At 50.2% G+C, this 26706-nt stretch carries 25 protein-coding genes; 10 read left to right on the plus strand and 15 right to left on the minus strand.

What is annotated here, in order from left to right; genetic code table 11:
- Window positions 1-6: 6 nt before the first annotated feature.
- A complete protein-coding gene (locus ACZ5PT_RS16305; RefSeq protein ID WP_464264083.1) occupies window positions 7-798 on the plus strand; it encodes a hypothetical protein in 792 nt (263 codons plus the stop codon).
- An 86-nt stretch (window positions 799-884) separates the two neighbouring features.
- The gene (locus tag ACZ5PT_RS16310) at window positions 885-2420 is read left to right on the plus strand and encodes a sensor domain-containing diguanylate cyclase (protein WP_464264084.1); all 1536 of its coding nucleotides are present in this window, start codon (window positions 885-887) and stop codon (window positions 2418-2420) included.
- A 36-nt stretch (window positions 2421-2456) separates the two neighbouring features.
- Here ACZ5PT_RS16310 and ACZ5PT_RS16315 read toward each other — a convergent pair whose 3' ends face one another.
- Window positions 2457-3059, minus strand: coding sequence for a DUF924 family protein (locus ACZ5PT_RS16315; RefSeq protein ID WP_464264085.1), 603 nt, complete (start codon window positions 3057-3059; stop codon window positions 2457-2459).
- A gap of 161 nt (window positions 3060-3220) precedes the next feature.
- Between ACZ5PT_RS16315 and ACZ5PT_RS16320 the strand changes: the two genes are divergently transcribed.
- From ACZ5PT_RS16320 to ACZ5PT_RS16335, 4 genes are read left to right on the plus strand one after another with little or no spacing between them, the layout of a single operon-like run.
- A complete protein-coding gene (locus ACZ5PT_RS16320) occupies window positions 3221-4354 on the plus strand; it encodes an MlaE family ABC transporter permease (RefSeq protein WP_464264086.1) in 1134 nt (377 codons plus the stop codon).
- 1 nt (window position 4355) lies between these two features.
- On the plus strand, window positions 4356-5105 hold the full coding sequence (locus tag ACZ5PT_RS16325) for an ABC transporter ATP-binding protein (protein WP_464264087.1): 750 nt from the start codon (window positions 4356-4358) through the stop codon (window positions 5103-5105).
- Between the two features lie 33 nt (window positions 5106-5138).
- Window positions 5139-6152, plus strand: coding sequence for an MlaD family protein (locus ACZ5PT_RS16330; protein WP_464264088.1), 1014 nt, complete (start codon window positions 5139-5141; stop codon window positions 6150-6152).
- Window positions 6149-6778, plus strand: coding sequence for a PqiC family protein (locus ACZ5PT_RS16335; protein ID WP_464264089.1), 630 nt, complete (start codon window positions 6149-6151; stop codon window positions 6776-6778). Before ACZ5PT_RS16330 ends, ACZ5PT_RS16335 begins: the two co-directional genes overlap by 4 nt.
- A gap of 41 nt (window positions 6779-6819) precedes the next feature.
- On the opposite strand, the gene ACZ5PT_RS16340 is transcribed toward ACZ5PT_RS16335, so the two are convergent.
- Together ACZ5PT_RS16340 and ACZ5PT_RS16345 are read right to left on the minus strand one after the other, a co-directional pair.
- Window positions 6820-8241: a phosphoglucomutase/phosphomannomutase family protein gene (locus ACZ5PT_RS16340; protein ID WP_464264090.1), complete on the minus strand. Its 1422-nt coding sequence runs from the start codon at window positions 8239-8241 to the stop codon at window positions 6820-6822.
- A gap of 122 nt (window positions 8242-8363) precedes the next feature.
- Window positions 8364-8672: a CxxCxxCC domain-containing protein gene (locus ACZ5PT_RS16345; RefSeq protein ID WP_464264091.1), complete on the minus strand. Its 309-nt coding sequence runs from the start codon at window positions 8670-8672 to the stop codon at window positions 8364-8366.
- Between the two features lie 148 nt (window positions 8673-8820).
- On the opposite strand from ACZ5PT_RS16345, the gene ACZ5PT_RS16350 reads away from it, so the two are divergent.
- A complete protein-coding gene (locus ACZ5PT_RS16350) occupies window positions 8821-9105 on the plus strand; it encodes a PxxKW family cysteine-rich protein (RefSeq protein ID WP_464264092.1) in 285 nt (94 codons plus the stop codon).
- Window positions 9106-9174: 69 nt separating this feature from the next.
- Here ACZ5PT_RS16350 and ACZ5PT_RS16355 read toward each other — a convergent pair whose 3' ends face one another.
- The 6 genes from ACZ5PT_RS16355 to gloA are packed head-to-tail and all read right to left on the minus strand — an operon-like array spanning window position 9175 to window position 14273.
- Window positions 9175-11139 carry a monovalent cation:proton antiporter family protein gene (locus ACZ5PT_RS16355; protein WP_464264093.1) on the minus strand — a complete coding sequence of 655 codons (1965 nt, stop codon included), beginning with the start codon at window positions 11137-11139 and terminating at the stop codon, window positions 9175-9177.
- Between the two features lie 24 nt (window positions 11140-11163).
- Window positions 11164-12024, minus strand: coding sequence for a YitT family protein (locus ACZ5PT_RS16360; RefSeq protein WP_464264094.1), 861 nt, complete (start codon window positions 12022-12024; stop codon window positions 11164-11166).
- Between the two features lie 6 nt (window positions 12025-12030).
- Complete coding sequence (locus tag ACZ5PT_RS16365; protein WP_464264095.1) at window positions 12031-12723, minus strand: LrgB family protein; 693 nt, start codon at window positions 12721-12723, stop codon at window positions 12031-12033.
- The gene (locus ACZ5PT_RS16370; RefSeq protein ID WP_464264096.1) at window positions 12720-13070 is read right to left on the minus strand and encodes a CidA/LrgA family protein; all 351 of its coding nucleotides are present in this window, start codon (window positions 13068-13070) and stop codon (window positions 12720-12722) included. The genes ACZ5PT_RS16365 and ACZ5PT_RS16370 overlap by 4 nt, the downstream gene beginning before the upstream one ends.
- 31 nt (window positions 13071-13101) lie before the next feature.
- The gene (locus ACZ5PT_RS16375) at window positions 13102-13872 is read right to left on the minus strand and encodes a tetratricopeptide repeat protein (RefSeq protein WP_464264097.1); all 771 of its coding nucleotides are present in this window, start codon (window positions 13870-13872) and stop codon (window positions 13102-13104) included.
- A gap of 11 nt (window positions 13873-13883) precedes the next feature.
- Window positions 13884-14273, minus strand: coding sequence for a lactoylglutathione lyase (gloA, locus tag ACZ5PT_RS16380; protein WP_464264098.1), 390 nt, complete (start codon window positions 14271-14273; stop codon window positions 13884-13886).
- 71 nt (window positions 14274-14344) lie between these two features.
- Between gloA and ACZ5PT_RS16385 the strand changes: the two genes are divergently transcribed.
- A complete protein-coding gene (locus ACZ5PT_RS16385) occupies window positions 14345-15052 on the plus strand; it encodes a UDP-2,3-diacylglucosamine diphosphatase (RefSeq protein ID WP_464264099.1) in 708 nt (235 codons plus the stop codon).
- On the opposite strand, the gene ACZ5PT_RS16390 is transcribed toward ACZ5PT_RS16385, so the two are convergent.
- The 4 genes from ACZ5PT_RS16390 to lon all read right to left on the minus strand — a co-directional run bounded on the left by ACZ5PT_RS16390 (window position 15040) and on the right by lon (window position 21813).
- Complete coding sequence (locus tag ACZ5PT_RS16390) at window positions 15040-16431, minus strand: YhjD/YihY/BrkB family envelope integrity protein (RefSeq protein ID WP_464264100.1); 1392 nt, start codon at window positions 16429-16431, stop codon at window positions 15040-15042. The genes ACZ5PT_RS16385 and ACZ5PT_RS16390 overlap by 13 nt on opposite strands.
- A 34-nt stretch (window positions 16432-16465) precedes the next feature.
- Complete coding sequence (locus tag ACZ5PT_RS16395) at window positions 16466-17884, minus strand: M16 family metallopeptidase (RefSeq protein WP_464264101.1); 1419 nt, start codon at window positions 17882-17884, stop codon at window positions 16466-16468.
- On the minus strand, window positions 17884-19362 hold the full coding sequence (locus tag ACZ5PT_RS16400; RefSeq protein ID WP_464264102.1) for a M16 family metallopeptidase: 1479 nt from the start codon (window positions 19360-19362) through the stop codon (window positions 17884-17886). The genes ACZ5PT_RS16395 and ACZ5PT_RS16400 overlap by 1 nt, the downstream gene beginning before the upstream one ends.
- A gap of 132 nt (window positions 19363-19494) precedes the next feature.
- Window positions 19495-21813: an endopeptidase La gene (gene lon, locus ACZ5PT_RS16405; protein ID WP_464264103.1), complete on the minus strand. Its 2319-nt coding sequence runs from the start codon at window positions 21811-21813 to the stop codon at window positions 19495-19497.
- A gap of 234 nt (window positions 21814-22047) precedes the next feature.
- Between lon and pfkA the strand changes: the two genes are divergently transcribed.
- The gene (gene pfkA / locus ACZ5PT_RS16410; RefSeq protein ID WP_464264104.1) at window positions 22048-23010 is read left to right on the plus strand and encodes a 6-phosphofructokinase; all 963 of its coding nucleotides are present in this window, start codon (window positions 22048-22050) and stop codon (window positions 23008-23010) included.
- Between the two features lie 76 nt (window positions 23011-23086).
- Window positions 23087-24145 carry a hypothetical protein gene (locus ACZ5PT_RS16415; RefSeq protein ID WP_464264105.1) on the plus strand — a complete coding sequence of 353 codons (1059 nt, stop codon included), beginning with the start codon at window positions 23087-23089 and terminating at the stop codon, window positions 24143-24145.
- A gap of 69 nt (window positions 24146-24214) precedes the next feature.
- Here ACZ5PT_RS16415 and ACZ5PT_RS16420 read toward each other — a convergent pair whose 3' ends face one another.
- Both ACZ5PT_RS16420 and ACZ5PT_RS16425 read right to left on the minus strand, forming a co-directional pair.
- On the minus strand, window positions 24215-24580 hold the full coding sequence (locus ACZ5PT_RS16420; protein ID WP_464264106.1) for a response regulator transcription factor: 366 nt from the start codon (window positions 24578-24580) through the stop codon (window positions 24215-24217).
- Between the two features lie 17 nt (window positions 24581-24597).
- Window positions 24598-26703: a sensor histidine kinase gene (locus ACZ5PT_RS16425; RefSeq protein WP_464266751.1), complete on the minus strand. Its 2106-nt coding sequence runs from the start codon at window positions 26701-26703 to the stop codon at window positions 24598-24600.
- Between the last annotated feature and the right edge of the window lie 3 nt (window positions 26704-26706).

Consider the following 26706-nt stretch of genomic DNA (forward strand, 5'->3'; position numbering starts at 1 on the left):
CAATCGATGAAGAGTCAGAACTCACTACTCGAGAAGCAACTTGTCGAACGACTCAAACAGGCCCTTACGGCGAGCAGTGAATCTTTATATCAACACATTCTGGATCCACAGCCGGAAGTCATAATTGCAGCGCTTAAAAATCGCCAACTCCAGCCTGACCACTTACTCGCCCTGCTGAAAAGGCGTAACCTTAACGAAGAAATCATCGATAAAATTCATCGTCGAGCCGGAGAACCATTAAATCATAAGCTGATTCTCGCCTTGGTTAAGAATCCCTCTTCACCAGGCCGCATCATTCGGACCCTGCTGCCGCAATTGCACCTGTTTGAGCTGGTTGATATCTGCTCACTTGCCGGAGCGACGGTCGACCAAAAGCTGGCTGCAGAACGGGTCATCCTGCAACGGCTACCAACCATCCCACTTGGCAATAAACTGACCTTGGCTCGGCGAGCAACCGCGAATATTGTTGCGGAACTGATCAAAGATGGAAACCCGGCACTGACCGAGGTCTGTCTGAACAATCCCCACCTCAAAGAAGCTTCAATTTTTCAGCTTCTTAATGGACCACATGCCTCGGCGGAAACCATATCTATTATTGGCCGACACAGCCGCTGGCAACAACGGGCAAATCTTCGCATGGCCATCCTTAAAAATAATCGCACTCCGGATATTTGGTTTTCTCTTTGGCTGCCTAAAATCCCGTTGCCTCAGATTAAACAACTCCACTTAAACCACAAATTAAATCCCAGAATTAAAGGGTTTATCGCAAACGAAAGCCGCAGACGTGGTTTAATATAAAGACAAGGTTGGATTTTTTTACTATTATTTCTCACGACAATGGATATAATTAATTTCCTGTAATTTTAGTAATGTGAGTGCTTTAAATGCCAAAACAAAAAAATTCAAAAATCCATAAATTAATTGAAGAGCAAATCAACCTGCCCTCTCCTCCGGCAATTGCTGTGCAGATTCTTAACGCTGTGCAGAATGAGGACTCCTCTATACAGGAGCTGGCACGCATCATTTCAGCTGATCCGGCCTTAACGGGAAAAATGCTGAAGGTTGCCAATTCTGGTTTTTATTCTTTACCGAACGAAGTCACCAGCGTTGAACGTGCGCTATCCGTTCTCGGCACCAACGTCATAAAGAACATCGCTCTCTCTTTTGTCATTGCCGCGGACCTGCGAGGAGACAAACAATCTACCTTTAACTTTGACTATTTCTGGCGCCGCTCGGTCACGTCAGCGGTTGCCGCGGAACTGTTAACCACTCTTCTCAATGTTAAAAATGAAGATATTTTTGTCACTGGACTGCTCCACGATATAGGCGTGCTGATCATGTACCTGAGCAAGGGAGATGACTATGCCGCACTGCTTCGCGAGAGAAGAAACACCGGTGTTTCTCTCTCAGAACTAGAGCAGAGCAAATTTGGCTTCGATCACCAGCAACTCGGCTTCACTCTGGTTTCGGACTGGGGCTTACCTGACTCAATATCGATGCCGATACATTATCATCACTCAACAACCAGCGCTCCCGAAGAACATCGTCGGACAACCGAAATTCTCTGGATTGCAGACCTCCTATCAGCGATTTACAGCGAAACGGAAACGGCAGAAAAGGTCCGCCTGCTACAGGAAGAGATGGTCGAACTTTTCGATCTCGATCCCGATCAAGTTCGTATATTACTCGATGATGTCGCGAATAAAAGCATCGACATTCTCAAGACATTTGAACTCGATCCAGGTGATCTCAGACCATATTCGCAGATGCTGCAAGAAGCCAACGCCGAACTCGGACGCCTCAACATGTCTTACGAGCACCTGGTCATGGAGCTCAAAGAGGCCAAGGAAAAGGCCGAGCGCCTGGCCAATGAACTGCGTGGCGCCAATTCACGCTTAAAAGAGTTGGTCTCACGCGACGGCTTAACCGGGTTATACAACCACCGTTATTTTCAGGAAATTCTCAGCAAGGAACTATCGCGAGCGAAGCGCTATCAGGGGTCCGTCTCCCTGATTATGTTTGATATTGATTTCTTTAAGAAGGTTAACGACAATTATGGCCACCCCACCGGCGATCTGGTCTTGATGAACATTGCCCGGGTTATCGAGGGAGCTGTGCGACCTAGCGATATCGTTGCCCGCTACGGAGGAGAGGAATTCGCCGTTATCCTGCCAGAGACAAATGAGTCGGGAATGAGGGTTTTCGCCGAACGCCTCAGAAGAAGTGTCGAGGGCATTGCGACAATTGCTGATGGTCAGCAGATACAGGTCACGATCAGCGCAGGCGGCACAACTTTTTCTTCCGACAGACCACAAATCACCAAACAAATGATGATTGATGCCGCCGATCGTGGCCTCTATAAATCGAAGAATGCCGGGCGCAACCGGGTCAACATTATTGATGCCCTGGAAAAACCTTGATAAATCAACCCTTCTTCAATGGCACAGTGAATAAACTCAGAATGAAGAATTCGGCTGTAATAGAAATTCTTGCTCTTCGGCACTCGATGGTCGAGCCAAAATCTGATTGCGGTGCGGAAAACGCCCGAAACGTGCAATAATCTGTTGATGGCGGATGGCATAGTCTAAAAAACCAGCGTAAGCAGATTGCAACGGCTTTGCCACGGAATTTTGCAGTTGTGTGAACAACGCGACGCTACGATCTTGATGCTCCAGGTTTTCACTGTGTTCCAGCGGCAGATAAAGAAAAACTCTCTCAATCGGCCGAAGCTGTTGATCATGGCCTGCAATTAATGCCTTAAGGGCTAAATCCAAAGCGACAGAATCATAAGCAAAAGCTCGGGCTTTACCGCGATAGATATTACGGGTAAATTGATCAAGCAACAAGATCGTCACCAGATATCTCTGCGCGACAGATTCGTCGCTGTCGATCAGGCCCCACTCAACCGCAGCGTCCACCGCGGCGGAAAAACGGGAATCAATATCCCTGTCAACCTGTTCATCCTTTCCAAACCAAAGTTTGCCGTACTGTTTTAGAATCTGCAAATCGTCGCCACTGTCGCCAAACCAATAGCGCAATACTTCCTCTACAACAGACATAATGGCACTCCTTGAAACAAGATCATCCAATTCTAGCAGAACTCACAGAAATCGACACTGCGGCAACTCTTTTCCCGCGACAACTGGATACTCAGCCAATCACATGATATTTTTGTTCATAGAATATCATTGAGAGAATAAATACTTTCTAGCGACTGATTATGCCAATTGCCACGAACGACAAATATACCCTCACTAGATCTGGCAGCGAAATCTGTTTGCGCTTTTCTGGTGACTGGCGCTTTGTGGATGGTATCCCCGAAGTCGCCCCCCTGATTGAGCAGATCCGGTCTTCTGCAGACTTTCGCTTATTGACCTTTGACAGTGCCCAACTGGGCAACTGGGATACCGGTCTGATGACCTTCCTGATCAGCCTGCTCGGCAAATGTCCGCAACCGATCAACATTGACAACAGCGGACTGCCCATGGGGGTACAAAAGCTTCTGAAGCTTGCTGCCACAGTTCCGGAAAGAAAGGGCGCACGCCGTGCCTTCCTCGGACAACCGGTTCTCACTCGTATCGGCAATGTCACCATCGAAATGCACCGCAACTGGACAGACCTGCTAGATTTTATCGGTGAAACATCTTACGCCGTTATCAAGCTGTTTCGCGGCCGGGCCCGCTTCCGCGCTTCCGATCTTTTTTACCAGATTGAAGGGGCCGGCCCTTCGGCCCTGCCAATCATCACCCTGATCAGCATGCTGGTCGGCCTGATCCTGGCGTTTGTTGGCGCTGTTCAGTTGCGCCTATTTGGCGCCCAGATATTCGTCGCCGATTTGGTCGGCCTCGGCATGGCCCGTGAGATGGGCGCCATGATGACAGCGATTATCATGGCCGGTCGTACCGGCGCCGCCTACGCCGCGCAACTGGGGACCATGCAGGTCAATGAAGAAATTGATGCCCTTAAAACCATGGGCATCTCACCGATTGAATTTTTGGTCCTGCCGCGCCTCCTGGCTCTTTGCCTGATGATGCCACTGCTCTGTATCTATGCGGACTTCATGGGGATTCTCGGTGGTGCCATCGTCAGCGCCGCCATGCTCGACATCTCCATGTTCGAATACTACCAGCAGGTTCAATCAGCCGTTCCACTGAAACATTTCCTCATCGGCATCATCAAGGCCGGGATTTTCGGCGTACTGGTAGCCACCGCCGGATGCTTTCGGGGCATGCAGTGCGGTCGCAGCGCATCAGCGGTCGGTTTTGCCGCCACCAACGCAGTGGTCACCTCAATCGTACTGATTGTCGTCGCTGATGCCATCGTCACCATCATCTGCCAACTTCTGGGGTATTGAGATGATTCCTGACAACCACCTCGATATCCGCAATCTGACCATGGCCTATGGCGAAACAATCATTCAGGAAAATCTCAGCTTCACTATCTCGCGGGGAGAGATCTTCGTTATCATGGGAGGAAGCGGTTGCGGAAAAAGCACCCTGCTGCGCCACTTAGTTGGGTTGATGTTCCCTTACCAAGGGCAAATTTTTATCAATGGCGTCGATCTGTGGCAAACGTCAAACGAAGAACGCAACCAGATCATCAGCCATTGTGGTGTTCTCTACCAAGGGGGCGCACTCTGGAGTTCCATGACTCTGGCTGAAAACCTTGAAGTCCCGTTGAAAGAGTACACCAAGCTGTCTGCACGGCAGATCCGTGAAGTAATTTCCTACAAACTCTCACTGGTCGGGTTGGCCGGATTTGAAGATTATTACCCCTCCGAAATCAGCGGTGGCATGCAAAAACGGGCTGGTCTGGCACGGGCAATGGCGCTCGACCCGGAGATTCTGTTTTTCGATGAACCATCCGCAGGCCTCGACCCGGTCAGTTCTCGCTTGCTCGACGATTTAATTCTGCAGTTGCGCGACAGCCTCGGGGCCACAATTGTTATCGTCAGTCATGAGTTGGCGAGTATTTTTGCCGTTGGAGACAACGCGATCTTCCTCGATCCCGACAGTAAGACGATTATTGCCAGCGGTGCCCCCAAGCAGTTGCTAGAAACATCCACAGATGAACGAATTATAAAGTTTTTAACCCGGGCAAACTGATAGCAAAACAAATGGAATGTAAATGAGGTTGATATGTACCGACGTAAAAGAATAGATCCACGGGTCATCGGTAGCTTTGTCGTTGGCGCCATTCTGCTCAGCGTCGCTGGCCTGGTCTTTTTTGGTCCGGGTGGATTGATATCCGAAACCAAGCTGTACGTTTTACATTTTGACAGCTCGGTCAAGGGCCTCACGGTCGGCTCGCCGGTCCGCTTTCGCGGCGTTAAGATCGGTCAGGTAAAGGATATTAACGTCCGGGTCAGACCGACGGATTTTGCGTTTCACATTCCGGTTCTTATCGAAATAGAACCTTCACGGATCGAAGCCGAGGGTTCAGACAAAGGCATTTTTGAAGCATTAAAAACATCGGTCAAGGGCGCCAACCCGATAGAACGTTTGGTCGCGAAAGGCTTGCGGGCACAACTGCAACTTGACAGCCTGGTCACGGGACGCTTGTACGTTAACTTTGATATGCATCCTGATGAACCGATCTATTTGACCGAGTATTCAACCGAGCACCCGGCATTACCGACCATCAGTTCCAGCCTCGGTGAACTCACCAAAACAATTGAAGATCTGCCATTACGGGAGTTGGCGCTAAAACTGATTAATTCCGCCGAGGGTTTCGAAAAGCTGGTCACCTCACCAAGTCTACATAATGGGCTGGCCAAGTTCGATCAAACAGCAACCCAGTTAAACGCATTGTTAATGTCCCTGAATCAGCAGCTGCTGCCGCTGTCGAATAAATTACACGCCACGCTTGAGGCCACAGAAAAGACCATCGACCACTTCGACAGGAAAATCGATCCGGTCAGTAAGGACTTGTCTCAAGCCCTGTTGGCATTCACTGCGGCGTCGCAGAAAACTGAAGATTCGATGCAACGTTTACATGAAATGACGGATAACGATTCACGCCTGCAACAGCAACTATCGCAAACGCTTCAAGAACTCAACCGAGCTTCGCGTTCGGTGCGCTACCTCACCTCAGAGATCGAACGCAATCCACAGATTTTGCTGCGCGGCCGCAGTGTTGGAGGTCAACAATGAACCGCTTTCTCCTTCTATTTTTCCTGCTGCTCTGCAGCTCCTGCATTCAACTGGGTGGAGAACCGCAGCCAACCCGTTTCTACCTGTTAGAAGCGACCGCTGAGCCCTCTGCTGATCATTCTGCGCAGACTATTCAGCTGGATTTAGGCCCGATCGAATTCCCAACCTATCTTGATCGTCCACAAATTGTCACACGTGATCACAGCAACGCCATCGCCATTGCGGACCATGACCGTTGGGCAGAGCCTTTACCGGAAAACTTCACCCGCACCCTACAGGAAAACTTAACCAAGGCAATCAACGGTGGGCGGATAAACTCTGCCCCCTGGACTGCGACTAACAGCAAAAACCTGTCGCTCAAAGTAACGCTAAATCGTTTTGACGGTATCATCGGTCAACAGACCGAAGTTGATATCCGCTGGACATTGTTCGGCACTGATGGCTCCACGGAGTTACAACGGAAACATTTCATTGCCAAAACCCCCATCAGCGACAGCTATCAAGCGCTGGTTGAGGGACTCAACAAAGCTCTCGCCAAGCTCAGTAGCGACATCGCCCTGGCCGTAACGACACACTTTGAAGCCAGGGCAAAAAAAAAGGAGCCGCAATTACGGCTCCCTTTCTAAGTATTAAGCGGCAGCAAACAAACTAAAGCTGACGACAGATATTATCCGAGGATAAACTTTTCGCCCTGTACAATCAATTCTTCCAGCGCCGCACTGGTGGCAGCTTCGGCATACAAACGGACCACCGGCTCAGTCCCCGACTTACGGAACAACATCCAGCTGCCATCGGCGAACAGAAACTTGTTACCATCGATACGAATAATCTCAGTAATTTTACGGCCGCCAATCTGCTCCGGTGGGTATTGCAATTTTTCCGGCAGAGTCTCTTCCAGCGCTGCTGACAACTGAATATTGATGCGCTTAGTATAAATTTCTCCGACTCGGCTATACAGATCCGCGAGCAATTCACGCAAGCTCCGTCTTTCAACCGCAACCATCTCTGCGACCAGCAGGCAGGCAAGAATACCGTCTTTTTCCGGAACATGTCCGCAAATACTCAAACCGGCGCTCTCTTCGCCACCGATCAGAATCTTACCCTCACTGATGTACTCGCCGATATATTTGAAGCCGACCGGCGTTTCCAGAACCTCAACCCCATGATGTTTAGCCACGGCGTCGATCAGGTGCGAGGTTGCAACGCTACGCGCGGCATTGCCCTTTAACCCCTTGCGACGTATCATGTAGTCGAACAGCAGCGCCAGAATGTAATTCGGTTCAATATATCGACCGTCGCCATCAACAATGCCGAAACGGTCCGCATCGCCATCGGTGGCAATACCCAGAGCGATGGAATCATCTGCTTTGATCAGTGCAATAAAGTCTTGAATATGCGCTTCAGCGGGTTCCGGTGGTTCACCGCCGAAGTAAGGATCGAGATGGTCGTTGATCTTGACGATCGACACCCCGGCCTGCTCGAGGATAGTATCCAGATAATCACGGCCGGAACCGTAGAGCGGATTAACAGCAATCTTCATCCCGGAAGCAGCAATGGCTGCAAAATCGACCAGTTTGCGCAAGGTGTCAAAATAGGCCGCGCGCGGATCTATTTCCTCAAATAAACCTTTTTCTGCTGCCCTACCTAGCGGCATATCCTTAAAGACAATCTCACCGATCATTTCATTGGCGCGTTTTTCAATATCACCTGTTGTTTCGGGGAGTGCGGGGCCACCCCAGGCCGGAGAAAACTTTATCCCGTTGTAATTGTAAGGATTGTGACTGGCGGTAAAATTGATCGCACCGGCAGCCTTACGTCTGAGCAGTTCGTGGGCTATCACCGGGGTCGGGGTGTCTCGGCAACAGAAAAAACTCTTAATTCCAGCACCGGCTAGAACACGAGCTGTCTCGCGACCAAAATCAGCACCCATAAAACGGGCGTCGTAACCGATGACAATACCCTGCTCAGCAATGCCTTCGGCATGCAGATGATCGGCAATTGCCTGGGTCACAACCCGAACATTGTCCAGCGTAAAATCTTCGCATAAAATGCCACGCCAACCTGAAGTACCGAATTTAATATGGGACATCGAAAACCCTCCGATAGTGATTAAAATCTGGATAAGAGAAATTTTGAAAGAGAATTAAAAATATAACATATGAAAAGGAGAACGGGGCAAAGGAGCTAACCCCTGAAACACCACCTGATAAATCAATGTTCATCTTCTTCCAGACAGGGAGCCTGGTAGTCACGGATCCCTTTGACGTAAGGACAATCTTCCGGTAAAAACCCAGCTTTGAGCAGCTCAGGTGTTAAATGAACGCAATCAGGATGCAATTCCGAACGTTGCCCGTAAATGCGGCAGCGATTAATAATCGTATCAAGGTGTGGGCAAGGCTTTTGGGTATAAAAAATCCTTCCACGATAATCAAGTTTTTCATAACAGCAGCGGCCGCATTGCTGGCAAAGAGCTTCCCATTGTGCGGTCCCTGGCTCGACTTTTTTTCTTTCTTCGCTCATGCCCGCAGATTAACCGTTTCATCCTCGAGAGGTCAATCGTCGAAATCGATAAAAAATAAAGAAAAATCGTTGACTCAAGAAATGAAATTCGCTATTAGTAGGCGTTCTGAATCTGAATCAAAGCATAAAGCTAGGAGGAATAGAATTTATGCAGTGCCAAACCGTACTTCCCGGTACCGAGTGTACCTTTTGGAAAAAAGCTGGTTGTGTTGCCGAAGGTGGCAGCTGCCAAATTGTTGTTGAAGAATGTCAAGGCTGCGAACGTATCGCCAAGGGTAGCATCGGCGACGTCTGCACCTCTTACCCGAACCCTACCAGCAAATGGTTGAGTGGTTTGTGTAACTTCGCAACACACAAAAAAGTTGACCTCACGGTTGCTGACGTTCGCGTCAATCCGCTTAAAGCTGCCAAGCGGGCTGCTGCTGGTCGGTAATCAGTCAGTCAAAAAGCTCAAGAAAAAAAGGTCATCGGTTTCCGGTGACCTTTTTTTGTGCAACAACAATCACTTTAATGAAACACTCAATGCCTCCATCGCAGTTCTCTGCGCCAAATTTCCAATAACCGCGATCAAATCATCAACCTGGAAAACAAAATCGGCCGAAGGGTTGGTGGTAAAATCTCCATTCCGCAAAACACCGACGATTGAGACTCCTGCACGGCTACGGATATCTAAATCACGGATGCTTGAGCCGACCAATAAACTTTCCTGCCCCACCCTCTCCCATGTCAGCTCGAGTAATTCGTGGGCACTCTTCAACAACCGCAATTCACGGGTACCATTTTCATTTTCCACATCGGAATGATAATGGTCACGTCGAACCGAATCGGTGAAGCGTTGAATGATGTTAATCGGAATTTTCAGATGGAGCAGCGCCTGCCGTGCGATCTCGAGGCCGGCCTCGAGTTCTGGAAGGATAACCATATAGACGCCATCCTCATAAAGCGCTTTCATCTGCTCTGCCCCTTCAGCGCGAACAACGATATTCAGATCGGGGTGATGACGATGCGCGTAACGGACGATGCTTTCAGTGGTCGCAATGTGCGGGATAGTAATCAATAATTGTTTCGCTTCATCGAGACTGGCGGCTTCAAGGATAACGTCGTGACTGGCATCGCCATAAATAGCCGGGTAACCGCAAGTTTTACAATCTTCGATGAGACGATGACTCAACTCAATAATGACAAATTGCACTTCGAGCTGCATTAACACCTGAGCGACATGTTGCCCAACCCGTCCACCGCCAGCAATGACGATGTGGTCATGCAGGCCTTCCTGCGGCAGGTTGACCGTTTCCAGCGTGTCGGTTTTTAGCATCCGCCGCTTTAACCCGTAAAGGGGTGCGGTCAATCCGGAAGCCAGCGGTGTGATCAACATACTGAGAATGGTTGCTGAGAGAATATAAGAATGTTGTTCACCATTCAGAAATCCACCGGCAAAACCGATCTGCCCCAAAACAAAAGAAAATTCTCCGATCTGAAACATCCCCAAACCAACCGCTAACGGTACAACATTGCCATAACCGAAGCTACGAACGATCCCGGCCATCAGCAAACCTTTACCGATGGCAATCAACAGCAATAACTGCAAGACCCCAGCGTAATTCTCCAGCAGAAAATTAGGATCGAGCAGCATGCCGACCGAGGTAAAAAACAGCAAGCCGAACAGGTCACGTAACGGGATAATATCGCTGAGGGCCTGATGCCCATAGTCCGATTCGCTGAGCACCATCCCGGCCACAAACGCCCCAAAGGCGAACGACAGCCCAACCAGGTAGGTGGAGTAACCAATTCCCAGACCAATAGCGGTGATCGTCAGGACAAACAGTTCTCGCGAATTCCAGCGCGCAACAATCGCCAGCAACCAGGGCAGCAGGCGCGTGCCGATAAAAAACATCAGCAGCAGAAAAACAACCGACTTGATCGCCGCGATACCGAGAATAGGCAGACCGCTGGTCGGGTCGGAGAGTTGCGGTAAAAGAATCAGCAGTGGCACGACCGCCAGATCCTGGACAATCAGAATCCCGACCATGACCCGACTGGAGAGTGTCCCCATCATGCCTTGGTTCATCAGGGTCTTGAGGATCACCATGGTACTCGACAGGGATGCGATGCCACCCAACCACAGCGAAGGTCCTGAATCCCAGCCTAACCAGCGACCAATCAGGAAGCCGTAACCGATGGTCAACAATATCTGCAGCGAACCGCCGAGCAGAGCGACATATTTAACCGGTTTGAGTTCTTTCAGGGAAAACTCAAGCCCCAAGGCGAACAGCAACAGGGCGACGCCGATTTCAGCAAGTTTTTCAATGTCGTGAACACCGGAAACAGTCACGCCGCCGGTAAAGGGACCGATCGCCACCCCGGCCAGAATATAGCCGAGAATTAACGGCTGACGCAGTCTCTGTGCAATCAGTCCACCAACTAGCGCAGCAACAACGATGATGACAATATCAGCGGCAATTCCCATTATTCTCTTCCATCTTTCGAAAAACTAAATTCCATGACCGCGCCCGAGCATCTCTGAAGCTTCCATCACCACCATGAACGCATCAGGATCATGTTGCCGGATAATATCGCGCAGCAGCATAATTCGCCGCGCTTCAACAGTAACAAAGATCAGATGTTTTTCTTGGCCTTGAACCAGATCGGTTCCAGTGATGATCGTCCCCTGCTTGCCAAGCGATTCACAAATTTTCTGACTGAGCAAATCGACTCGATCCGAAGCGATATGCACCACCTTTTCTGAGGGCGCTCCGGTCAGGATCATGTCGATACATTTTGCCGTAGCATAAATACTGATCAGACTCCACAGAGCCCGTTCGATGTCGTTAAAAACAAAACCCGAGGCAACGATAATCAAGACATCAATGGTAAAGATCACCTGTCCCGGCTTGATGTGGCTACGCGCCGAAACAATCTTGGCAATAACGGTTGAGCCTCCGGCCGAGGCATTGCCGCGCAAAATCAAGCCGACGCCGCAACCAACAGCAATACCGCCATACAGAGCCGCAAGCAACGTATTATTACTGACGGCAGAAAGCACGAAAACTTCTGCCAGCAGATCAATAAACAGACCGGAAAGTACAATTGCGATCAAGGTACGAACAGCAAAAGCCCGTCCCAGCAGTTTTGCACCGGCTAACAACAGCGGTACATTGATGGCAATCATCAGCGTACCGATCGGCTGGTCGATCAGGTAATTAAGCAGAATCGCCATGCCCGGCGTACCACCGGTGGCAATCTGATTCGGCGCCAGGAAAAGAACAACGCCAGCGGCCAGAAACATCGAGCCAATCACAATAAAGATGCTATTTTTCAGTTCTGCGAGATGTTTTTTAGGCTTGTCAGTCATCGAACCTTATCCAAACAGCAACCATAACAAGGGGACCAGGAGCGCGGTCGCCAAACCGTTCAACCCGATGGCCAGACCAGATATTGCCCCGGCAAAACGATCCTCACCCAACAGGCGGGCGGTGCCGATGCCATGTGACGCGGTGCCAACGGCCAACCCCATCGCCACCTTGGAACGAATCCCGATCAGACGACAAAATTCCGGACCACAAATCGCCCCGAGGCAACCCGTCAGCACCACCAGCGCAGCCGTCAGCGGCACGATGCCGCCGATCTTTTCGGTAATACCGATGGCAATCGGCGTGGTGACCGATTTAGCCACCAGAGAGAGCACCACCTCGTGACTGCCGCCGAGCAACCAGGTGATACCGGCGGCAGAGACGATTGATGAAAGCGCCCCGGCAACAATCCCGATGAGTATGGGTAATTTCCGTTTGAGGATTTCTGCCCGGCGCTGATATAGGGGCACTGCCAGTGCAACCACTGCGGGCCCAAGCAGAAAAAGAATCATCTTGCCGCCATTGTTGTAATCCTGATAGGGAATATTACAGAGCTTAAGCAGCAGGATAATACTGACGATGGCCACGGCAACCGGATTAAAAAGAATGAAACGGGTCCGCTGATAAAGCAGCTCGGCCAAGCGGTAGACCAGCAGCGTCAGGGCAATACCGAACAAAGGGGAAGCAAGCAGCTCTGTCATGTCTGGGATTCCTCGTGCTTGTCGAGGAGCTTCTCTGCCCAACCGGTGACCGCCATGACGACAAAGGTACTGATGACCGTCCCGGCGACAATCGGCAACCACTCCCGACCGATCAAGTCGAAATAGAGCATCACACCGACGCCTGCCGGGACAAAGAACATCGCCATGTAGGAAAGCAGCAAATCAGCCGCATCCTGCAACCAATCAAGCTTGACCCAACCAACCGACAGTGCCAGCAGCATGAGCGCCATACCGATGACATTGCCAGGGATCGGCAGCGCAAACAGGACGGCAACGCCCTCACCGACCAACTGGAAGACCAGCAGCAGTACCATCCCCTGCAACATGACAAACCTCCCAAAAGCAATAAAATATGTACTATTTCAAACCTTCAATGGCAGCTTTCACTTCATCACGAATCTGTTTGGCTGATGAACTATTCTCCAGCTTTAAAAATTGCTGGAAATTCTCAATGGCATCCTCGGCACGATCCAGGTCCATGTAAATATAACCCAGCGTCAAGTAAGCTAGCGCCAAACCAGCATCCAGTTGCAATGCTTTACAACAGGCTTCTTCGGCTTCCGGCAGTTTTTCCATCTCGTAATAAAGATCGGCAAGATTCAGATGGGTCTGTGGTTCTTCGGGATCGATTCCGACAGCCAGCAGATAACTCTCCAGCGCCTGCTGATTCTGCCCGCTGGCGCAACAGATATCACCCAGAGCATTGAGAGCCAGAACCGAATCAGGCTCCTTTTCCAACGCGGTACGGCAGGTTTTCTCCGCTGCATCCAGCCGGTCTTCATCCATCTCCAGCAGGGCCTTATAGACCCGGGCGTCAGTCTGCTGGGAATCAAGTTCAATAATCCGTGCGTAGGTTTGCAACGCGGCGTTGACCTTTTCTTCCTCCAGGCTCAGATCGGCAGAGAAATAAAGCAGATCGATATGTTCACTATTCAGTTTGAGTCCGGCGGTCAAACTTTTCTTCGCTTGCGCGAGCTGATTTTCATCCAGCTGCGCTTCTGCCAGCAACAGCCAAGCTTCTGGGGTTTGCTGAAGCTTGAGCGCCTCCTGCAACAGCGGCAGAGCAGTGCAGCTATCGTCCTCCTCAAGAGCACGTTGGGCCTTATCAAGCAGATCATCAAATGACATCTAATTTCCTCCTAGAGATTTTTGCGCCGGACGACTTCAACACGAAATCCGTCCGGATCGGTGACAAAATAAAACATCGGCTGACCGGCACTCAACCCTTTTAGCTGAGTGACCTCCAAGCCCATATCGCTATGTTTCTTGTGGGATGCTTCCAGATCGGTCACGGCCACTGCCAAATGGGAATAGCCGTTGCCGATGACGTACGGTTCCTGCTGATCGTAGTTGTAGGTCAGCTCAAGCTCAAAAGGCAACTCTGCCGACGTCATGTAGCTGAGGGTAAAGCGGCCTTCAGGAAAATCCTTTTTACGTGACACTGCAAAACCAAAGGCTTGACGATAAAAATTCTCACTGGCGTCCAGATCCATGACGCGATAACAGATATGAATCATCGGGTATTCCATTACTACACCTCCTACCGAAGAGAATTGAGCGCAATTGACTTTGTTTAATCAGCTCTTTATAGTGGCCGACCATGAGAGCTATTTTTCTTGCCGATGCCCACCTGCGCCAGCCGCAGGATCATAATTACCAGCGACTGCTTGAGTTTCTTGACCAGCAGCAGGATCTCGATGGGCTGTTTCTGCTCGGCGATATTTTCGAGTTCTGGCTCGGCTACAAGCATGTCGCTTTTACCGCGTACATCCCCTTACTGGAAAAATTACGCCAATTAGCGACAACCGGTACCAAACTTTATTTTGTTGAAGGGAATCATGATTTCCATATCGATCCCTACTTCACTGAACAGCTTGGATGTACAGTAATCACCGATCAACAGTTGGTCGAATGGGATGGCAAAAAACTGCTGCTCTGCCACGGCGACCTGCTCAACCCCAATCCCAACTATAAGCGCCTGCGCTCCTTCTGGCGCAGTAGCCTGGTGCGTTTCCTGGCGAGAATCATCCACCCTGACCCGGTCTGGACCTTCGGCATCTGGTTGAGTAGTCTGAGTAAGAAGAAAAACCCGAAAAGCCATAGCTGGGACCCATCCCCCCTGCTGCTCCCTTTTGCCGAACAAGAGTTCGCTGCCGGTGCAGACGCCGTGCTGTGCGGCCATTTCCATCAACCGACGGCGAAACAGTTAGAGAACAAACAAATTATTGCTGTCGGCGATTGGATACAGCAGTTCTCGTATGCAGAGATGCGCGATGGTCAAATTGAGCTAAAAACCTACTCCGCCTGAACCATTTTCGGCCCAGAGCCCTCGTCCGTCAAACCGGCCTCACGCTGTTGGCAGCTGAGCACCATATCGCGCAATGTCATCCCTTGCAAGCCTTCCTCGACCAAGCGCTCCACTTTCTCACAGGCTTCAAGGGCAACCAGGGTTTGTGGATGCGGATTTAGGTGCAAAACCTCCTCCCCTTTATCGCGCAAAGTTTGCAATATATCCGCTAGCGGTAAATTTTCGGCCGCCCGTCCGAGCTGATAACTGCTGCGCCCGAGCCGACTGCAAAGCTCCGAAACGTAACCAATCTCGACCAGTAACCGCAGAATGTTACGGCAAAGACGTGAGGGAAGAAACAACAACTTGGCCAACTGTTCCTGGCTCATCGCTTTTCCACCATGAGAAAAACGATCAGCCAGCGTAACCAACAAAACTAGCGCAACCTGCTCATAGCAATTGCGACTGACCTCAGAACCTCGCAGATCTCGCCCGCTGGTACGCAGGTTCTGTTTGGCATAAGTCACCCCAAGCCCGAACAGCACAATCACCCAGGAAAGGTAAAGCCAGACCATAAAAATCGGCAACGCTGCCATCGTCCCGTAAATGGCATTATACTTGGCAACGCCGACCTGAAAATTCACATAGGCCCACTGGGCAAATTGCCACAGGGTACCGCCGACAACACCGCCGATAAACGCCGCCCGCCACTCCACCTTTATATTCGACATAAAGACGTAGAGCACAGTAAAAGCCAGCCACATGAAGATAAAGGGGACCACCTTGAACAGCAGCAGGATCATGCTGCCGACCAGCTGCATTTCAATCAATTTCTGCACCAGGTTATGACTGGCAAGACTGGAGGTCATGGAGATGGCTGCAATAATTAACACCGGGCCAACCAGAATGACCGACAGATAATCGGAAAAACGACGCATTAACGGACGGATCTCGGGGACACCCCAGACGTGATTGAATGATTTTTCGATATTCGTAAGCAGTGAAGTTACCGCAACCAGCAGGAAACCAAAACCGACAGTCCCCATTTTGCCGACCTGGGTATTATTGATGTAACCAAGGATTGCCTGAACCGCCTCGCCGTTACCAACATTGAGCCTCTCCATGATCAGCGGTTCCAGCAGATTCTGCACCCCGAAGGCTTTTAATAGGGCAAAAATCAGTGCTAGCAGCGGCACGATAGAAAGCATCGTGTAATAGGTCAGTGCGGAAGCCCGCAGCAGACTCTGATTGATGCCAAAATCACGAAAGACCAACACCACCGTCTGCACCTGACGCAACAAGACCCGCTGCAACCAAGACATATCGTTGGGATTCTGCTCCCAGAGCAGAGACTTGATTTTCTGGCGCAGGGGCATCCGCGACTGGGCAGACTTGAACATTGTCACTCCTTGCTAACAAACCACATCAATATAATTACAATTCTACCTTCTCGACCGGCAAACCGAAAGCGGTGATAGCCGCAGAAAACTTACTGGTATCTCCGACCAGCACCATCTGTAACTGATCAGGCTGCAGGTACTGACGGGCTACACGTTGCACATCGGCAACCGTAACTGCTGCTATGTTCTGCTGATATGTTTCCAGAAATCCTGGCGGATAGTCAAAAAAGTTAAGCCGCACCTGACGGCTGACAACAGAGTGAGTGTCGTTAAAAGCAAAAACAAAAGAATTGACCAGGCTCTGCTTTGCCAGCTCAAGTTCTTCTGTAGCCACCGGTTCATCCCTTAGCTGCTGTATCAACTGACGCATCAGTGTCACCACCTCAGCCGTCGTTTCACACTTGGTTTCACTGCTGGCAATAAAAAGTTCCGGCAAACGTCGACCAACCTGAAAATATGAATAAACAGAATAAGCCAAGCCCCGATTAGATCGAATTTCGCGCATCATCCGTGAATTAAAACCACCGCCACCGAGAATAAAATTCGCCACCCGCAAAGCAAACAGGTCGGGGTTATCTTTATTTATCCCAGGATGACCGAGCAAAATGCTGGTCTGGGGAATATCCTTATTAACCATCAGGATACGTCCAGCCGGTGCCGGCGGTAGCGGCGGTAGCGGCGGTAGCACTTGCTGGCCGAGGGCAAAGGTCTGCCAATCAGCCAGATTTTTCTCCAGTAAGGCCACCAGCTCTTGCTGCTCAAAGGAACCGGAAGCGGCAATCCAGATATTGTTCGGTTGCAGGTAACGCTGCTGCAACTGTAGTAAATCTTCCCGGCTTATCGCGCCAACCACATTTGCCTGCGGTGTGCTGCCAAACGGATGCTGCGGATAGATCGCCTCAGCCAGAAGCCGAGCGGCGATGGACCCGGGATCATCATTTTTCCGCCAGATTGATTCGAGTAAATTTTTCCGCGCCAGTTCCAGACGATCGGCAGCAAAACGAGGGCGACGTAATAGATCTGTGAGAATTTCGATGCCGCGCTGCAAATCGCGCTGATGAAGCGATAAACGGATCGAATAGCTATAGGTCGAACTTGAAACCGAAAGCTCGGCGGCCATCGCTTCCAATTCAGATTCCAACTGCAGCGGGGTTAACTCACCAGCTCCGCCGGTTTCCAAGGTTGCCGCAAACAGGTCTGACAAGCCGGTCTTATCAAGCGGGTCGAAAATACTGCCACCGCCGATCATCAAAGTCATATCGACCAACGGCAATTCATGATCTTCCTTCACATAAAGTTGCAAACCGTTGGCTAACTGCTGTTGTTCCACGGCCGGAAAGCTGAACTGAAGTTCGGGAAAACTGAGTTGATCTGGACGTACGGCCTGTGGCGGAACAGACGGGCTGCAACCGACCAACATCCAGGCGAACAGACAAATAACAATGATGCGCATTATTCCAGCCCCTCCCGACCAATGCTGACCACGGTGCGATTACCTGGCTGCAAATACTTTTTGGCCGCAGCCATAACCTCTTCAGCGGTGATCGAGTTCAATTGTTCCTCGTAAGCAACCAGATATTGCCAACTCCCCAACACTTGGTATGAGGAGAGCATGCGTGCCAGACCGCTGTTCCCCTTCATCCCTCGCAGGATCGAGGTCAAAATCTGCTTACGGGCTTTCTTGATTTCCTCGGCAGCTATCGGTTCGCGCTGTAACTCCTCTAATTCGAGTTGCACTGCATCTTCGATGTCAGTACAACTGCATGACTGCCGCGGTGTCAGTGATATCGTCAGCAAGTTGTCATATCGTGACCCTGGCGCACCAAAAACAGAGAGGCCGGTCACCAGCTGCTGATCAATGACCAACGCTTGATAAAGCCGTGAAGTCCGTCCTTCACCAAGCACCTGCATGAGGATATCGAAGGCGTAATCCTCCCGATGCGGCATGGTCGGTTTGTGATAGGCAATCATCAGCTGCGGTTCGGTATCGTAAATCACATGGGCACGGCGCTCACCTTTTTGTGGAGGTTCCTGCTCCACCACCGGCGGCACAACAACTCCCGGCGGCAATGAGCCGAAATAACGGGTGACCAATTCAAGCGTTTCGGCGCTGTCAAAATCCCCGACCAGGGTAATGATCATGTTGACCGGCGAATAATACTTACCTAAAAAATCACGCGTTTCCTTGAGAGTCAGATTGTCTATATCTGAATCCCAACCAATAATCGGATCGCGATAAGGATGGACCTTGTAAGCGGTCGACAGCAGGGTTTCGTAAAGCTTCCCGCCCGGATTGCTCTCATAGGAACGACGGCGCTCTTCCCGAACAACTTCCCGTTCCGTATAAAATTCACGCAGCACTGCGTTTTGTAAACGGTCCGATTCGATTGCCGCCCAGAGTTCCAACTTATTGGCTGGCAGATTAATCAGATAGGTGGTCTGATCCTTGCTGGTAAATGCGTTGTAGCCGACACCACCATTTTCCGAATAAATTTTGGCAAATTCGTCCTTAATCAACAACTGGTGATGTTCCTGCTGTAGCTGCTCCAGTTGGGCCTTTAATTGCTCAAGTTGCTGCTGATCACCTTTGGGCTGATTCTTTAAAACATCGATGCGCTGGCCCAGATCTTCAATCTTCTGCAGCGAATCTTTTTCCAGTTGATAGTCCTTTGTGCCCAAGGTTTTTGTGCCCTTGAACAACATATGCTCCAACAGATGAGCAACACCACGCTGCTCACTGTTCTCATCAACCGAACCAACCCGAAAACTGATATATGCAGCGACCGTCGGCGACGCGTGACGTTCAACCAACAGCAGGGTCAAACCGTTGTCAAGATGGTGCTCCTGGACTTTCTCTGCCAGAGTCTGAGCGCTGCCCGTAACCGGCAACAGCAGCAATAAAACGAGTATAAATATTGGTAACTTAAACATGACAGACCTCTACACTATATGAATTAGCGAATATGTGATCTTCATAGTAACTCATAGATCAGGGAATGACTACCGGTGTGGTAACTTTTTGGCGAGGCACTGTCCTGCGTTGCAGGACAGTGCCGAATAAAATCAGGCGGGTAAAAGAATTTTTTCGACAATTTGATCTATGGTATCCACCAACTCGACAGAGATGCCATCAAGGTTCGCTTCTTCGAGTTCAACCAGATGCTCTTTATTGCGGGCTGGCAGCAAAACTATTTTAACTCCGGCTCGCCTGGCAGCCAGCACCTTTTCCTTAACTCCGCCGATCGGCAAAATACGGCCTGACAGGGTCAGTTCACCAGTCATCGCAATATCGCGGCGCGCCGGACGACCCGACATGAGCGAAATAATCGCCGTTGCGATCGTCACACCGGCCGATGGTCCATCTTTGGGGATAGCTCCAGAAGGAACATGGATATGCAAATCATGCTTTTCGAAAAAATCAGGATCGATGCCAAAATCCGCAGCGCGGCTGCGCACATAGGTCAAAGCTGCCCGCGCTGATTCCTGCATCACATCGCCGAGGCTACCGGTCAAGGTCAGATCCTTGCGACCAGGCATTTTGGCTGCTTCAATAAAAAGGATGTCACCACCCGATTCGGTCCAGGCCAGGCCGGTGACCACACCGATGCGATCTTCTTCACTGGCGACATCGGCAAAAAAAGCGCAGGGACCGAGCAATTCCTCGACATCCGCGGCATGGATCTCTTTACGTGGTTTATCCCCTTGGGTAATTTCCCTGGCGACCTTGCGACAAATCGCCGCTATCTTGCGCTCCAGATTGCGCACCCCGGCCTCGCGCGTATAATCATGGATAATCTTGCCGACAGCGGCCTCATCAAAATCCAGCGGATAATCGGTCAGCCCATTCTCTTCGATCTCTTTCGGAATAAGATACTTATAGGCAATCTGTTGTTTATCCTCATCACTGTAGCCACTTAAACGGATAACCTCCATCCGGTCTTTAAGCGCGTGCGGGATCGGATCGAGCAGGTTGGCGGTGGTGATGAACATCACCTTCGACAAGTCAAACGGCACATCCAGATAATGATCCTTGAAGGTATCATTCTGCTCAGGATCGAGCACTTCCAACAAAGCCGAGGATGGGTCACCACGGAAGTCCTGGCCGATTTTATCAACCTCATCGAGCATGAACACAGGGTTGTTCGATTCCACCCGACAGAGTTCCTGAATCACCCGTCCCGGCAGCGCGCCGATATAGGTGCGTCGATGGCCACGAACTTCAGCCTCATCCTTCATCCCGCCGAGTGAAAAACGGATAAATTTTCTCCCCATGGCCCGCGCGATAGAACGACCCAACGAGGTCTTACCGACGCCCGGTGGGCCAACAAAACAAAGAATCGGTCCCTTGGTGGTAGCGCGCAAGGAACGGACGGCCAGGTACTCAAGGATGCGCTGCTTTACTTCTTTAAGATTATAATGATCCTCATCCAGCACCTCTTCAGCCTTGTTGACATCCAGGTTGTCTTCGGTCCCCTGCTGCCAGGGAGCGGTACAGAGGTAATCCAGATAGCTGCGCGAGACGGTGTACTCCGGGGATGCCGGATTGATCTGCTCAAGTCGACGCAGCTCTTTTTCCGCCACGGTCAACACTTCATCCGGCATTTTCGCCTGCCGAATTCGTGTGCGTAACTCGTTGATCTCTGCCTGGCGCGGATCCTGTTCGCCGAGTTCCTGCTGAATCTGCTTCATCTGCTCACGCAGGATATGATCCTTCTGATTCTTGCCGATCTGCTTGGTGACCTCGGTTCGTATTTCACCCTTAACCTGCATCTTCTGCACTTCATTGGTCAGATGCATAAAAACCGACTTCAGACGCTCGACGGGATCGATAGTCGTCAAGAGCTGTTGCTGGGTCTCGATTGAGAGCCCGATATAGACCGCTATCATATCCGCCAGTCGACCAGGGTGCTCGATCCGATCGATCATACTCATGACGTCATCGGGCAGCGGTTGACCATAGGCCAGAGCAATTTTCAAAAGAGCATTAACACTCTGCACCAGTGCTTCACTCACCGACCCCTTGGAATCCTGCTCCGAGATCGGTTTGATCGAGACAATCAAACACGGCTCCTGGCTCACCAGCGCATCCATTGTAAATCGGCTGATCCCCTCAATAGTAGCTTTCCCACCACCTTTGGGAAACTTAATCAACTGGTTGATTTTGCAAACCGTCCCGATCCGCGGATGCTCATCATAATTACAGATGCCCTTATTGCCAGGACAATAAACCATGCCCAGCAATTGATCACCGCGCATCGCCTCTTCAATTATCGGGGCTGTTGCCTTGGAAAAAAAAACCGGCAACACCATATAAGGAAAGACTATTTGATCTTTAACCGGATAGATTGGCAGGACACTCGGGATTGGTACACTACTAGGCATAAATTTATCCCCTCGAAAGGCGTCATACTGAACCTTTACGCGACTGACGTTAGCAGAGTAACACATTGTCATATCAGTTACTTACCATATAAGCTAACACTTATTCATGACCCGTCAAGATAAGTGAATAATTTTTGACAAATACGATCGCGACTGTTTAACTTCTTGATGTCATATAGAAAAATAGATTTCGCCTAAAATCTACAAACCATACATCAGATAAGGTATCTCCCTATGAAACGGATTGCAGTATTAACCAGTGGCGGTGATTGCTCAGGGATGAATGCAACGGTCCGTGCGGTCGTTCGGGCCGGATTAGCCGCACAGGTCGATGTCATCGGTATTTATAAAGGCTTTCAGGGACTGATTGACCGGCTCTATGAAACCATGGGCACTCGGTCGGTCAGCAACGTGTTGCAACGTGGCGGCACCTTTTTGCAAAGTGCCCGCTGCGCGGAAATGCGCACTGAGGCAGGCTTAAGGCTAGCAAGCGAAAACCTTAAGGGGTTGGGGGTCGAGGGGCTGATTGTCATCGGTGGTGATGGTTCTCTTAAGGGTGGTTACGCCATCCATCAGCAGGGGGTTCCTGTGATTGGTATTCCCGCGTCAATCGATAACGACATCCCTTTCACCGATATGGCACTCGGGGTGGATACCGCCCTTAACAACATCGTCTCCGCCGTGGACAATTTAAAGGATACCGCCTCATCACATGATCGCGCCTTTGTTGTCGAAACCATGGGACGCGGCTGCGGTTACCTGGCGGTGGTCGCGACTATCGCCTCCGGGGCTGAATACAGCCTTATCCCGGAAGAAGAATACGATCTGGAACAGATCTGCACCGATCTCCGCCGCCGTTACCGGGAGGGACGCAGCAACTCGATCATCCTGGTGGCCGAAGGAGCCGGCAAAGCCCAGGACATTGCCGATCAGATCAAGGATCGGATCGGCTTCGAAACCCGCGTCATCGTTCTTGGCCATTATCAACGTGGCGGTTCGCCGACAGTCTTCGACCGCCTCTTAGGGGCTCGCTTCGGTCAAGCTGCCGTCGAAAACATGCTGAAGGGCAACCACGGTAAAATGGTCGGTCTGCAAGCGGCAGAGATAAAACTAACCGATCTCGAAACGGTGGTAAGAACCGAGAGTCGTCCCATCGACCCAATGCTCCCCTGGTTGGCGAAGCGCCTATCAGTCTAAGTAGTTTCTCAATAAGTTGGCAGAATTCTTAGTTCAATTAGGTGCCGAGACGACTGTTTTCTATCTGGAGGAGAAGATGCCGATTGCCCCCCCCGCCCAAACCTTAATGGAGCTGCCAGCAATCGGCTTGATGGAAATTTTCGGCCGGATGCGCAACCTGACTGACAAGGCCGGGTTCAATGGCACGCTGCCGGCGATATGGCAATGTTCCGATGAAAGTCAGGCAATCAAAAAAGCCCTGTTCGGCTACGTTTACAATTACCCGCCTTTCAATCTGGGACTGGTCGGTTCGTTGCTCGATCCAAAGCGGATGATGATCGCAGCGCAGCATGGCAAAGACCTCGTCATCTTCGGTGGCAGCCATATCGGTGCCCTGGAACAGGAAGGTTGCGGTTATATCGAAAGGGTTCACGATCGCATTGATCCCTGTTGCGGAATGTTGCATCGGGTTCTTGATGACTATCTTCAGGCCTACCGCCGCGCAACCCAACTGATCAAGCTCTCGAAAGATAGGGGCATTTGTAAAATTGAAGTTCCTTACAAGTACCTGTTTAAAAAACCGTCTGGCGATACAGTTCGTATCCGCATCAACCTCGCCAACCTGGTCGAAGGTGATGCCCTTGGGGAAGGTTCTCTCGGTAAAATCTATCGCTTAAATCGCCAATTCCTGGCCGTAAACCTACAACTAAGTGATGACCTGCAAACACTCCCTCAACCGATCGGCGACCTGCTGCAGCCAACGGCCTTTTCCTTTAAAAAACGGCTCGACCACGAAAGTCTGGAACCAAAGAACATGCTGGAGGCAGAGCTGTTTGATTTTTTACCGGAAGTTGTCGCCAACACTCAGCCACACAGACGACTTTGCAACATCAACACTTGGCGGCAATTTCATCGCAGCGCATCTTTTATCACTGATGCATTTGACGGCAGTGATCGCAATATATTCGTTTTATCCGGGCTCACAATCGACCACAATATCCGCCATAACAGCTTTATTCCCCAGTTTGGTTTCTGGATGGAACAGGGACGCGCATTAGAGGCAAAATATTACGGTCCACAGGACATCAACGCCCTACTGGCAGAGCAGGAAATCTATCGACCACCGGTGACTTTCCTCGAGTACGCCGGACTGTAAGCTAAAGATAAACCTCGAAGGCACAACTGAGCCTTCGAGGTTCGGAGATCTTGCTAAGTTTTTTAGCTCTTAATCTAAAAACCGAGCAACCTTGTTTTTAAGATCCTCCAAATTATAAGGCTTGCCGATAAAGTCGTCGGCCCCAGCCTCCAATGCTTCTGTTTTGTCTTGTTCCTGAACCTTTGCAGTCATCACAATAATGGCGCAGACAGCGGTTGTCGGATTGTTTTTCAAAATACGCGCAACGCTGTAACCATCAATACCACCAGGCAACATAATATCCAGAAGAATGACATCCGGGATAACCGATTGAGCAATTTCAAGAGCTTCCTCACCGCTTTTGGCCAAAAACATCTGACGGTTTTCGGCCCGAAGAACCATACCCAACAATTTCAAAACGTCCGCTTGATCCTCAACAATCAAAATTTTATACATCGCAAGCTCTCCTTTGACTAATTTTCACCAGTTTCGAAATAGAGAGGGAGCGTAAACCGAACAATCGTACCCCGGCTCAAATTGCTTTCAACCCATATCCTGCCGCCATGAGCCTCCACAATATGTTTAACAATATTCATACCCAAGCCGACCCCGTCAACTGCGGTATCAGAAGCATCGACCCGGTAAAATTTTTCAAATACCTTCTCTGCCTGATCAGGGGTCATTCCAATGCCCTTGTCGACAACAGAGACCTGATAGTCATCCCCGACGGTACACCCCATAATCTGTATTGAGCTTTCGCTGTCGGAGAATTTAATCGCATTGCTCAATAGGTTCTCAAAAACCTGGACAATCTTGCCCTTATCTAAATACAAAGTTGAGGACTCATTTTCCAAGTTGACTTCAAGTGGGTGTAAGCCGAGTTGGACTTTCAAAAACGGTTCAAACAAACGATAAATCTCTGCGACCGAACAAGGGGTCATTTTCAAAGAAATTGCTGCCCCGGATTCGATACGCGCAATATTCAACATTTCATCGACCAGTTCAGACAAACGGAAAGAGCGTTCGTAAATGTAACGAAGTGACTCCGCCTGCTCCTCCGGCGTAATTTGGGCCTGATTTATTAACAACTCTGAAAAACCCTGGATCGCTGTTAAGGGCGTTCTTAATTCGTGAGCAACGGTCTTGACAAACTCAGTCTTCATCAGATCACTTTGACGTAAAGTTTCCACAGCCAGCCGTCTTTCAGTGATATCTGAGATGAAGCCCTCCATAGCCAGGAGCTTTCCATCTTTATCAAAAATCCCACGCCCCTGCTCCCAGACCCAACGTTCACTTCCATAGACGGTGCGGATACGGTATTCGAGCTCAAATGGTCCCTTGCTCACTAACCCATCCTGGACCTGTTGCCATACGTGCTCACGGTCTTCCGGATGAATAACCTCCGCATAGGAAATAGCCTTATTGCCAACTAAGTCTTCTGGAAAATAGCCAGTCAAAGCACGACAACCGTCACTAACAAATTCCATGGTCCAATCACGATCATTGCGACATCGATAAGCCATTCCGGGCAAATTATCCAACAAGGTCGAAATCCTTCTTTCACTTTCCTGTTGTGCTGCCACAACCCGTTGCCGCTGGATGGCACTACCAAAAAGATTACCGACCGTCTGCAGAAGGGCAATATCCTTTTCACCCCATTGTTGTTCCTCTCCAACGCCGTCAAAACCGAGGAAACCGATAACCTTCCCAGCTGCGAGAATCGGCATGGTAATCAGCGACTTAATATCCTGCTCTTGCCAATGATCTTTTTCCGCTTGCGCGACCAAGGGCAGCTCCACGACAGATGGAACATGCAAAACCTGCCGACTCAACGTTCTCTCTAACGCCCAGGACAGGTTGCCCCTGGCAATTGATTGAAGTTTTTCCTTTTTTGAGACAATCTTCTTCGCACACCACTCGTGCGTATTGTCCATATGCTCGCCATCAGCAGAAAACAGAAAAACGTAACTACGATCGACACCGACAAACTTGCCGAGATCCTCAAGCGCAAGATCAATTCCACGGTCAGTTGCAAATGTCGGCAGTTCAACAAACCGCGTTGAAATCCCTGTCACCAGGGTTTCAAATGCTTCCCGATAGATAAGTTCAAGCTCCTTTTCCTTACTATCGGTCACATCTTGCATCAAGATGACCAAGTAAAGCGGCGCCCCCTCAGCATCGCGCACTGGAGCGATGGTAGCGTGCCCCCAGACAGTAGAACCATCCTTCCGCTGGTATCGCTTCTTATAACTGATCGCCTCGCTCTTCCCGCTCAAAAGGTCCTGGTAAAGCGTCCGAGGGTCCTCTCGATCTTCGGGATGGACAAAATCTTCGATATTAAATCCAAGAAGTTCGGTCTCGCTATAACCAATGAGATGACAAGCAGCTGGATTGACTTGCAACATATGGCCAGCAGTAGAAATAATCCCCATGGGGGCTGCAGCGGATTCAAATATTGTCCGAAAGCGCTCTTCACTTTCACTCAGAGCTTTCCGATCTTCAATACTTCTCAACTTCTGCACACCCATCTGGGTCATAAGATTTACAAAACGGGTATGATAATCGAGAATGTCCTTCACCTT

The sequence above is a fragment of the Desulfuromusa ferrireducens genome (assembly GCF_055389805.1).

Excerpts from the sequence above, each read along its gene's own strand:
- ACZ5PT_RS16325 (WP_464264087.1), top strand. The coding sequence starts at position 4,356 with ATGATTCCTGACAACCACCTCGATATCCGCAATCTGACCATGGCCTAT.
- ACZ5PT_RS16335 (WP_464264089.1), top strand. The coding sequence starts at position 6,149 with ATGAACCGCTTTCTCCTTCTATTTTTCCTGCTGCTCTGCAGCTCCTGC.
- ACZ5PT_RS16365 (WP_464264095.1), bottom strand. The coding sequence starts at position 12,723 with ATGACAGAGCTGCTTGCTTCCCCTTTGTTCGGTATTGCCCTGACGCTG.
- ACZ5PT_RS16320 (WP_464264086.1), top strand. The coding sequence starts at position 3,221 with ATGCCAATTGCCACGAACGACAAATATACCCTCACTAGATCTGGCAGC.
- ACZ5PT_RS16390 (WP_464264100.1), bottom strand. The coding sequence starts at position 16,431 with ATGTTCAAGTCTGCCCAGTCGCGGATGCCCCTGCGCCAGAAAATCAAG.
- pfkA (WP_464264104.1), top strand. The coding sequence starts at position 22,048 with ATGAAACGGATTGCAGTATTAACCAGTGGCGGTGATTGCTCAGGGATG.
- ACZ5PT_RS16400 (WP_464264102.1), bottom strand. The coding sequence starts at position 19,362 with ATGTTTAAGTTACCAATATTTATACTCGTTTTATTGCTGCTGTTGCCG.
- ACZ5PT_RS16360 (WP_464264094.1), bottom strand. The coding sequence starts at position 12,024 with ATGACTGACAAGCCTAAAAAACATCTCGCAGAACTGAAAAATAGCATC.
- ACZ5PT_RS16345 (WP_464264091.1), bottom strand. The coding sequence starts at position 8,672 with ATGAGCGAAGAAAGAAAAAAAGTCGAGCCAGGGACCGCACAATGGGAA.
- ACZ5PT_RS16330 (WP_464264088.1), top strand. The coding sequence starts at position 5,139 with ATGTACCGACGTAAAAGAATAGATCCACGGGTCATCGGTAGCTTTGTC.
- ACZ5PT_RS16305 (WP_464264083.1), top strand. The coding sequence starts at position 7 with ATGAAGAGTCAGAACTCACTACTCGAGAAGCAACTTGTCGAACGACTC.
- ACZ5PT_RS16355 (WP_464264093.1), bottom strand. The coding sequence starts at position 11,139 with ATGGGAATTGCCGCTGATATTGTCATCATCGTTGTTGCTGCGCTAGTT.
- ACZ5PT_RS16385 (WP_464264099.1), top strand. The coding sequence starts at position 14,345 with ATGAGAGCTATTTTTCTTGCCGATGCCCACCTGCGCCAGCCGCAGGAT.
- gloA (WP_464264098.1), bottom strand. The coding sequence starts at position 14,273 with ATGGAATACCCGATGATTCATATCTGTTATCGCGTCATGGATCTGGAC.
- ACZ5PT_RS16415 (WP_464264105.1), top strand. The coding sequence starts at position 23,087 with ATGCCGATTGCCCCCCCCGCCCAAACCTTAATGGAGCTGCCAGCAATC.
- lon (WP_464264103.1), bottom strand. The coding sequence starts at position 21,813 with ATGCCTAGTAGTGTACCAATCCCGAGTGTCCTGCCAATCTATCCGGTT.
- ACZ5PT_RS16350 (WP_464264092.1), top strand. The coding sequence starts at position 8,821 with ATGCAGTGCCAAACCGTACTTCCCGGTACCGAGTGTACCTTTTGGAAA.
- ACZ5PT_RS16420 (WP_464264106.1), bottom strand. The coding sequence starts at position 24,580 with ATGTATAAAATTTTGATTGTTGAGGATCAAGCGGACGTTTTGAAATTG.
- ACZ5PT_RS16370 (WP_464264096.1), bottom strand. The coding sequence starts at position 13,070 with ATGTTGCAGGGGATGGTACTGCTGCTGGTCTTCCAGTTGGTCGGTGAG.
- ACZ5PT_RS16315 (WP_464264085.1), bottom strand. The coding sequence starts at position 3,059 with ATGTCTGTTGTAGAGGAAGTATTGCGCTATTGGTTTGGCGACAGTGGC.
- ACZ5PT_RS16310 (WP_464264084.1), top strand. The coding sequence starts at position 885 with ATGCCAAAACAAAAAAATTCAAAAATCCATAAATTAATTGAAGAGCAA.
- ACZ5PT_RS16340 (WP_464264090.1), bottom strand. The coding sequence starts at position 8,241 with ATGTCCCATATTAAATTCGGTACTTCAGGTTGGCGTGGCATTTTATGC.
- ACZ5PT_RS16375 (WP_464264097.1), bottom strand. The coding sequence starts at position 13,872 with ATGTCATTTGATGATCTGCTTGATAAGGCCCAACGTGCTCTTGAGGAG.
- ACZ5PT_RS16395 (WP_464264101.1), bottom strand. The coding sequence starts at position 17,884 with ATGCGCATCATTGTTATTTGTCTGTTCGCCTGGATGTTGGTCGGTTGC.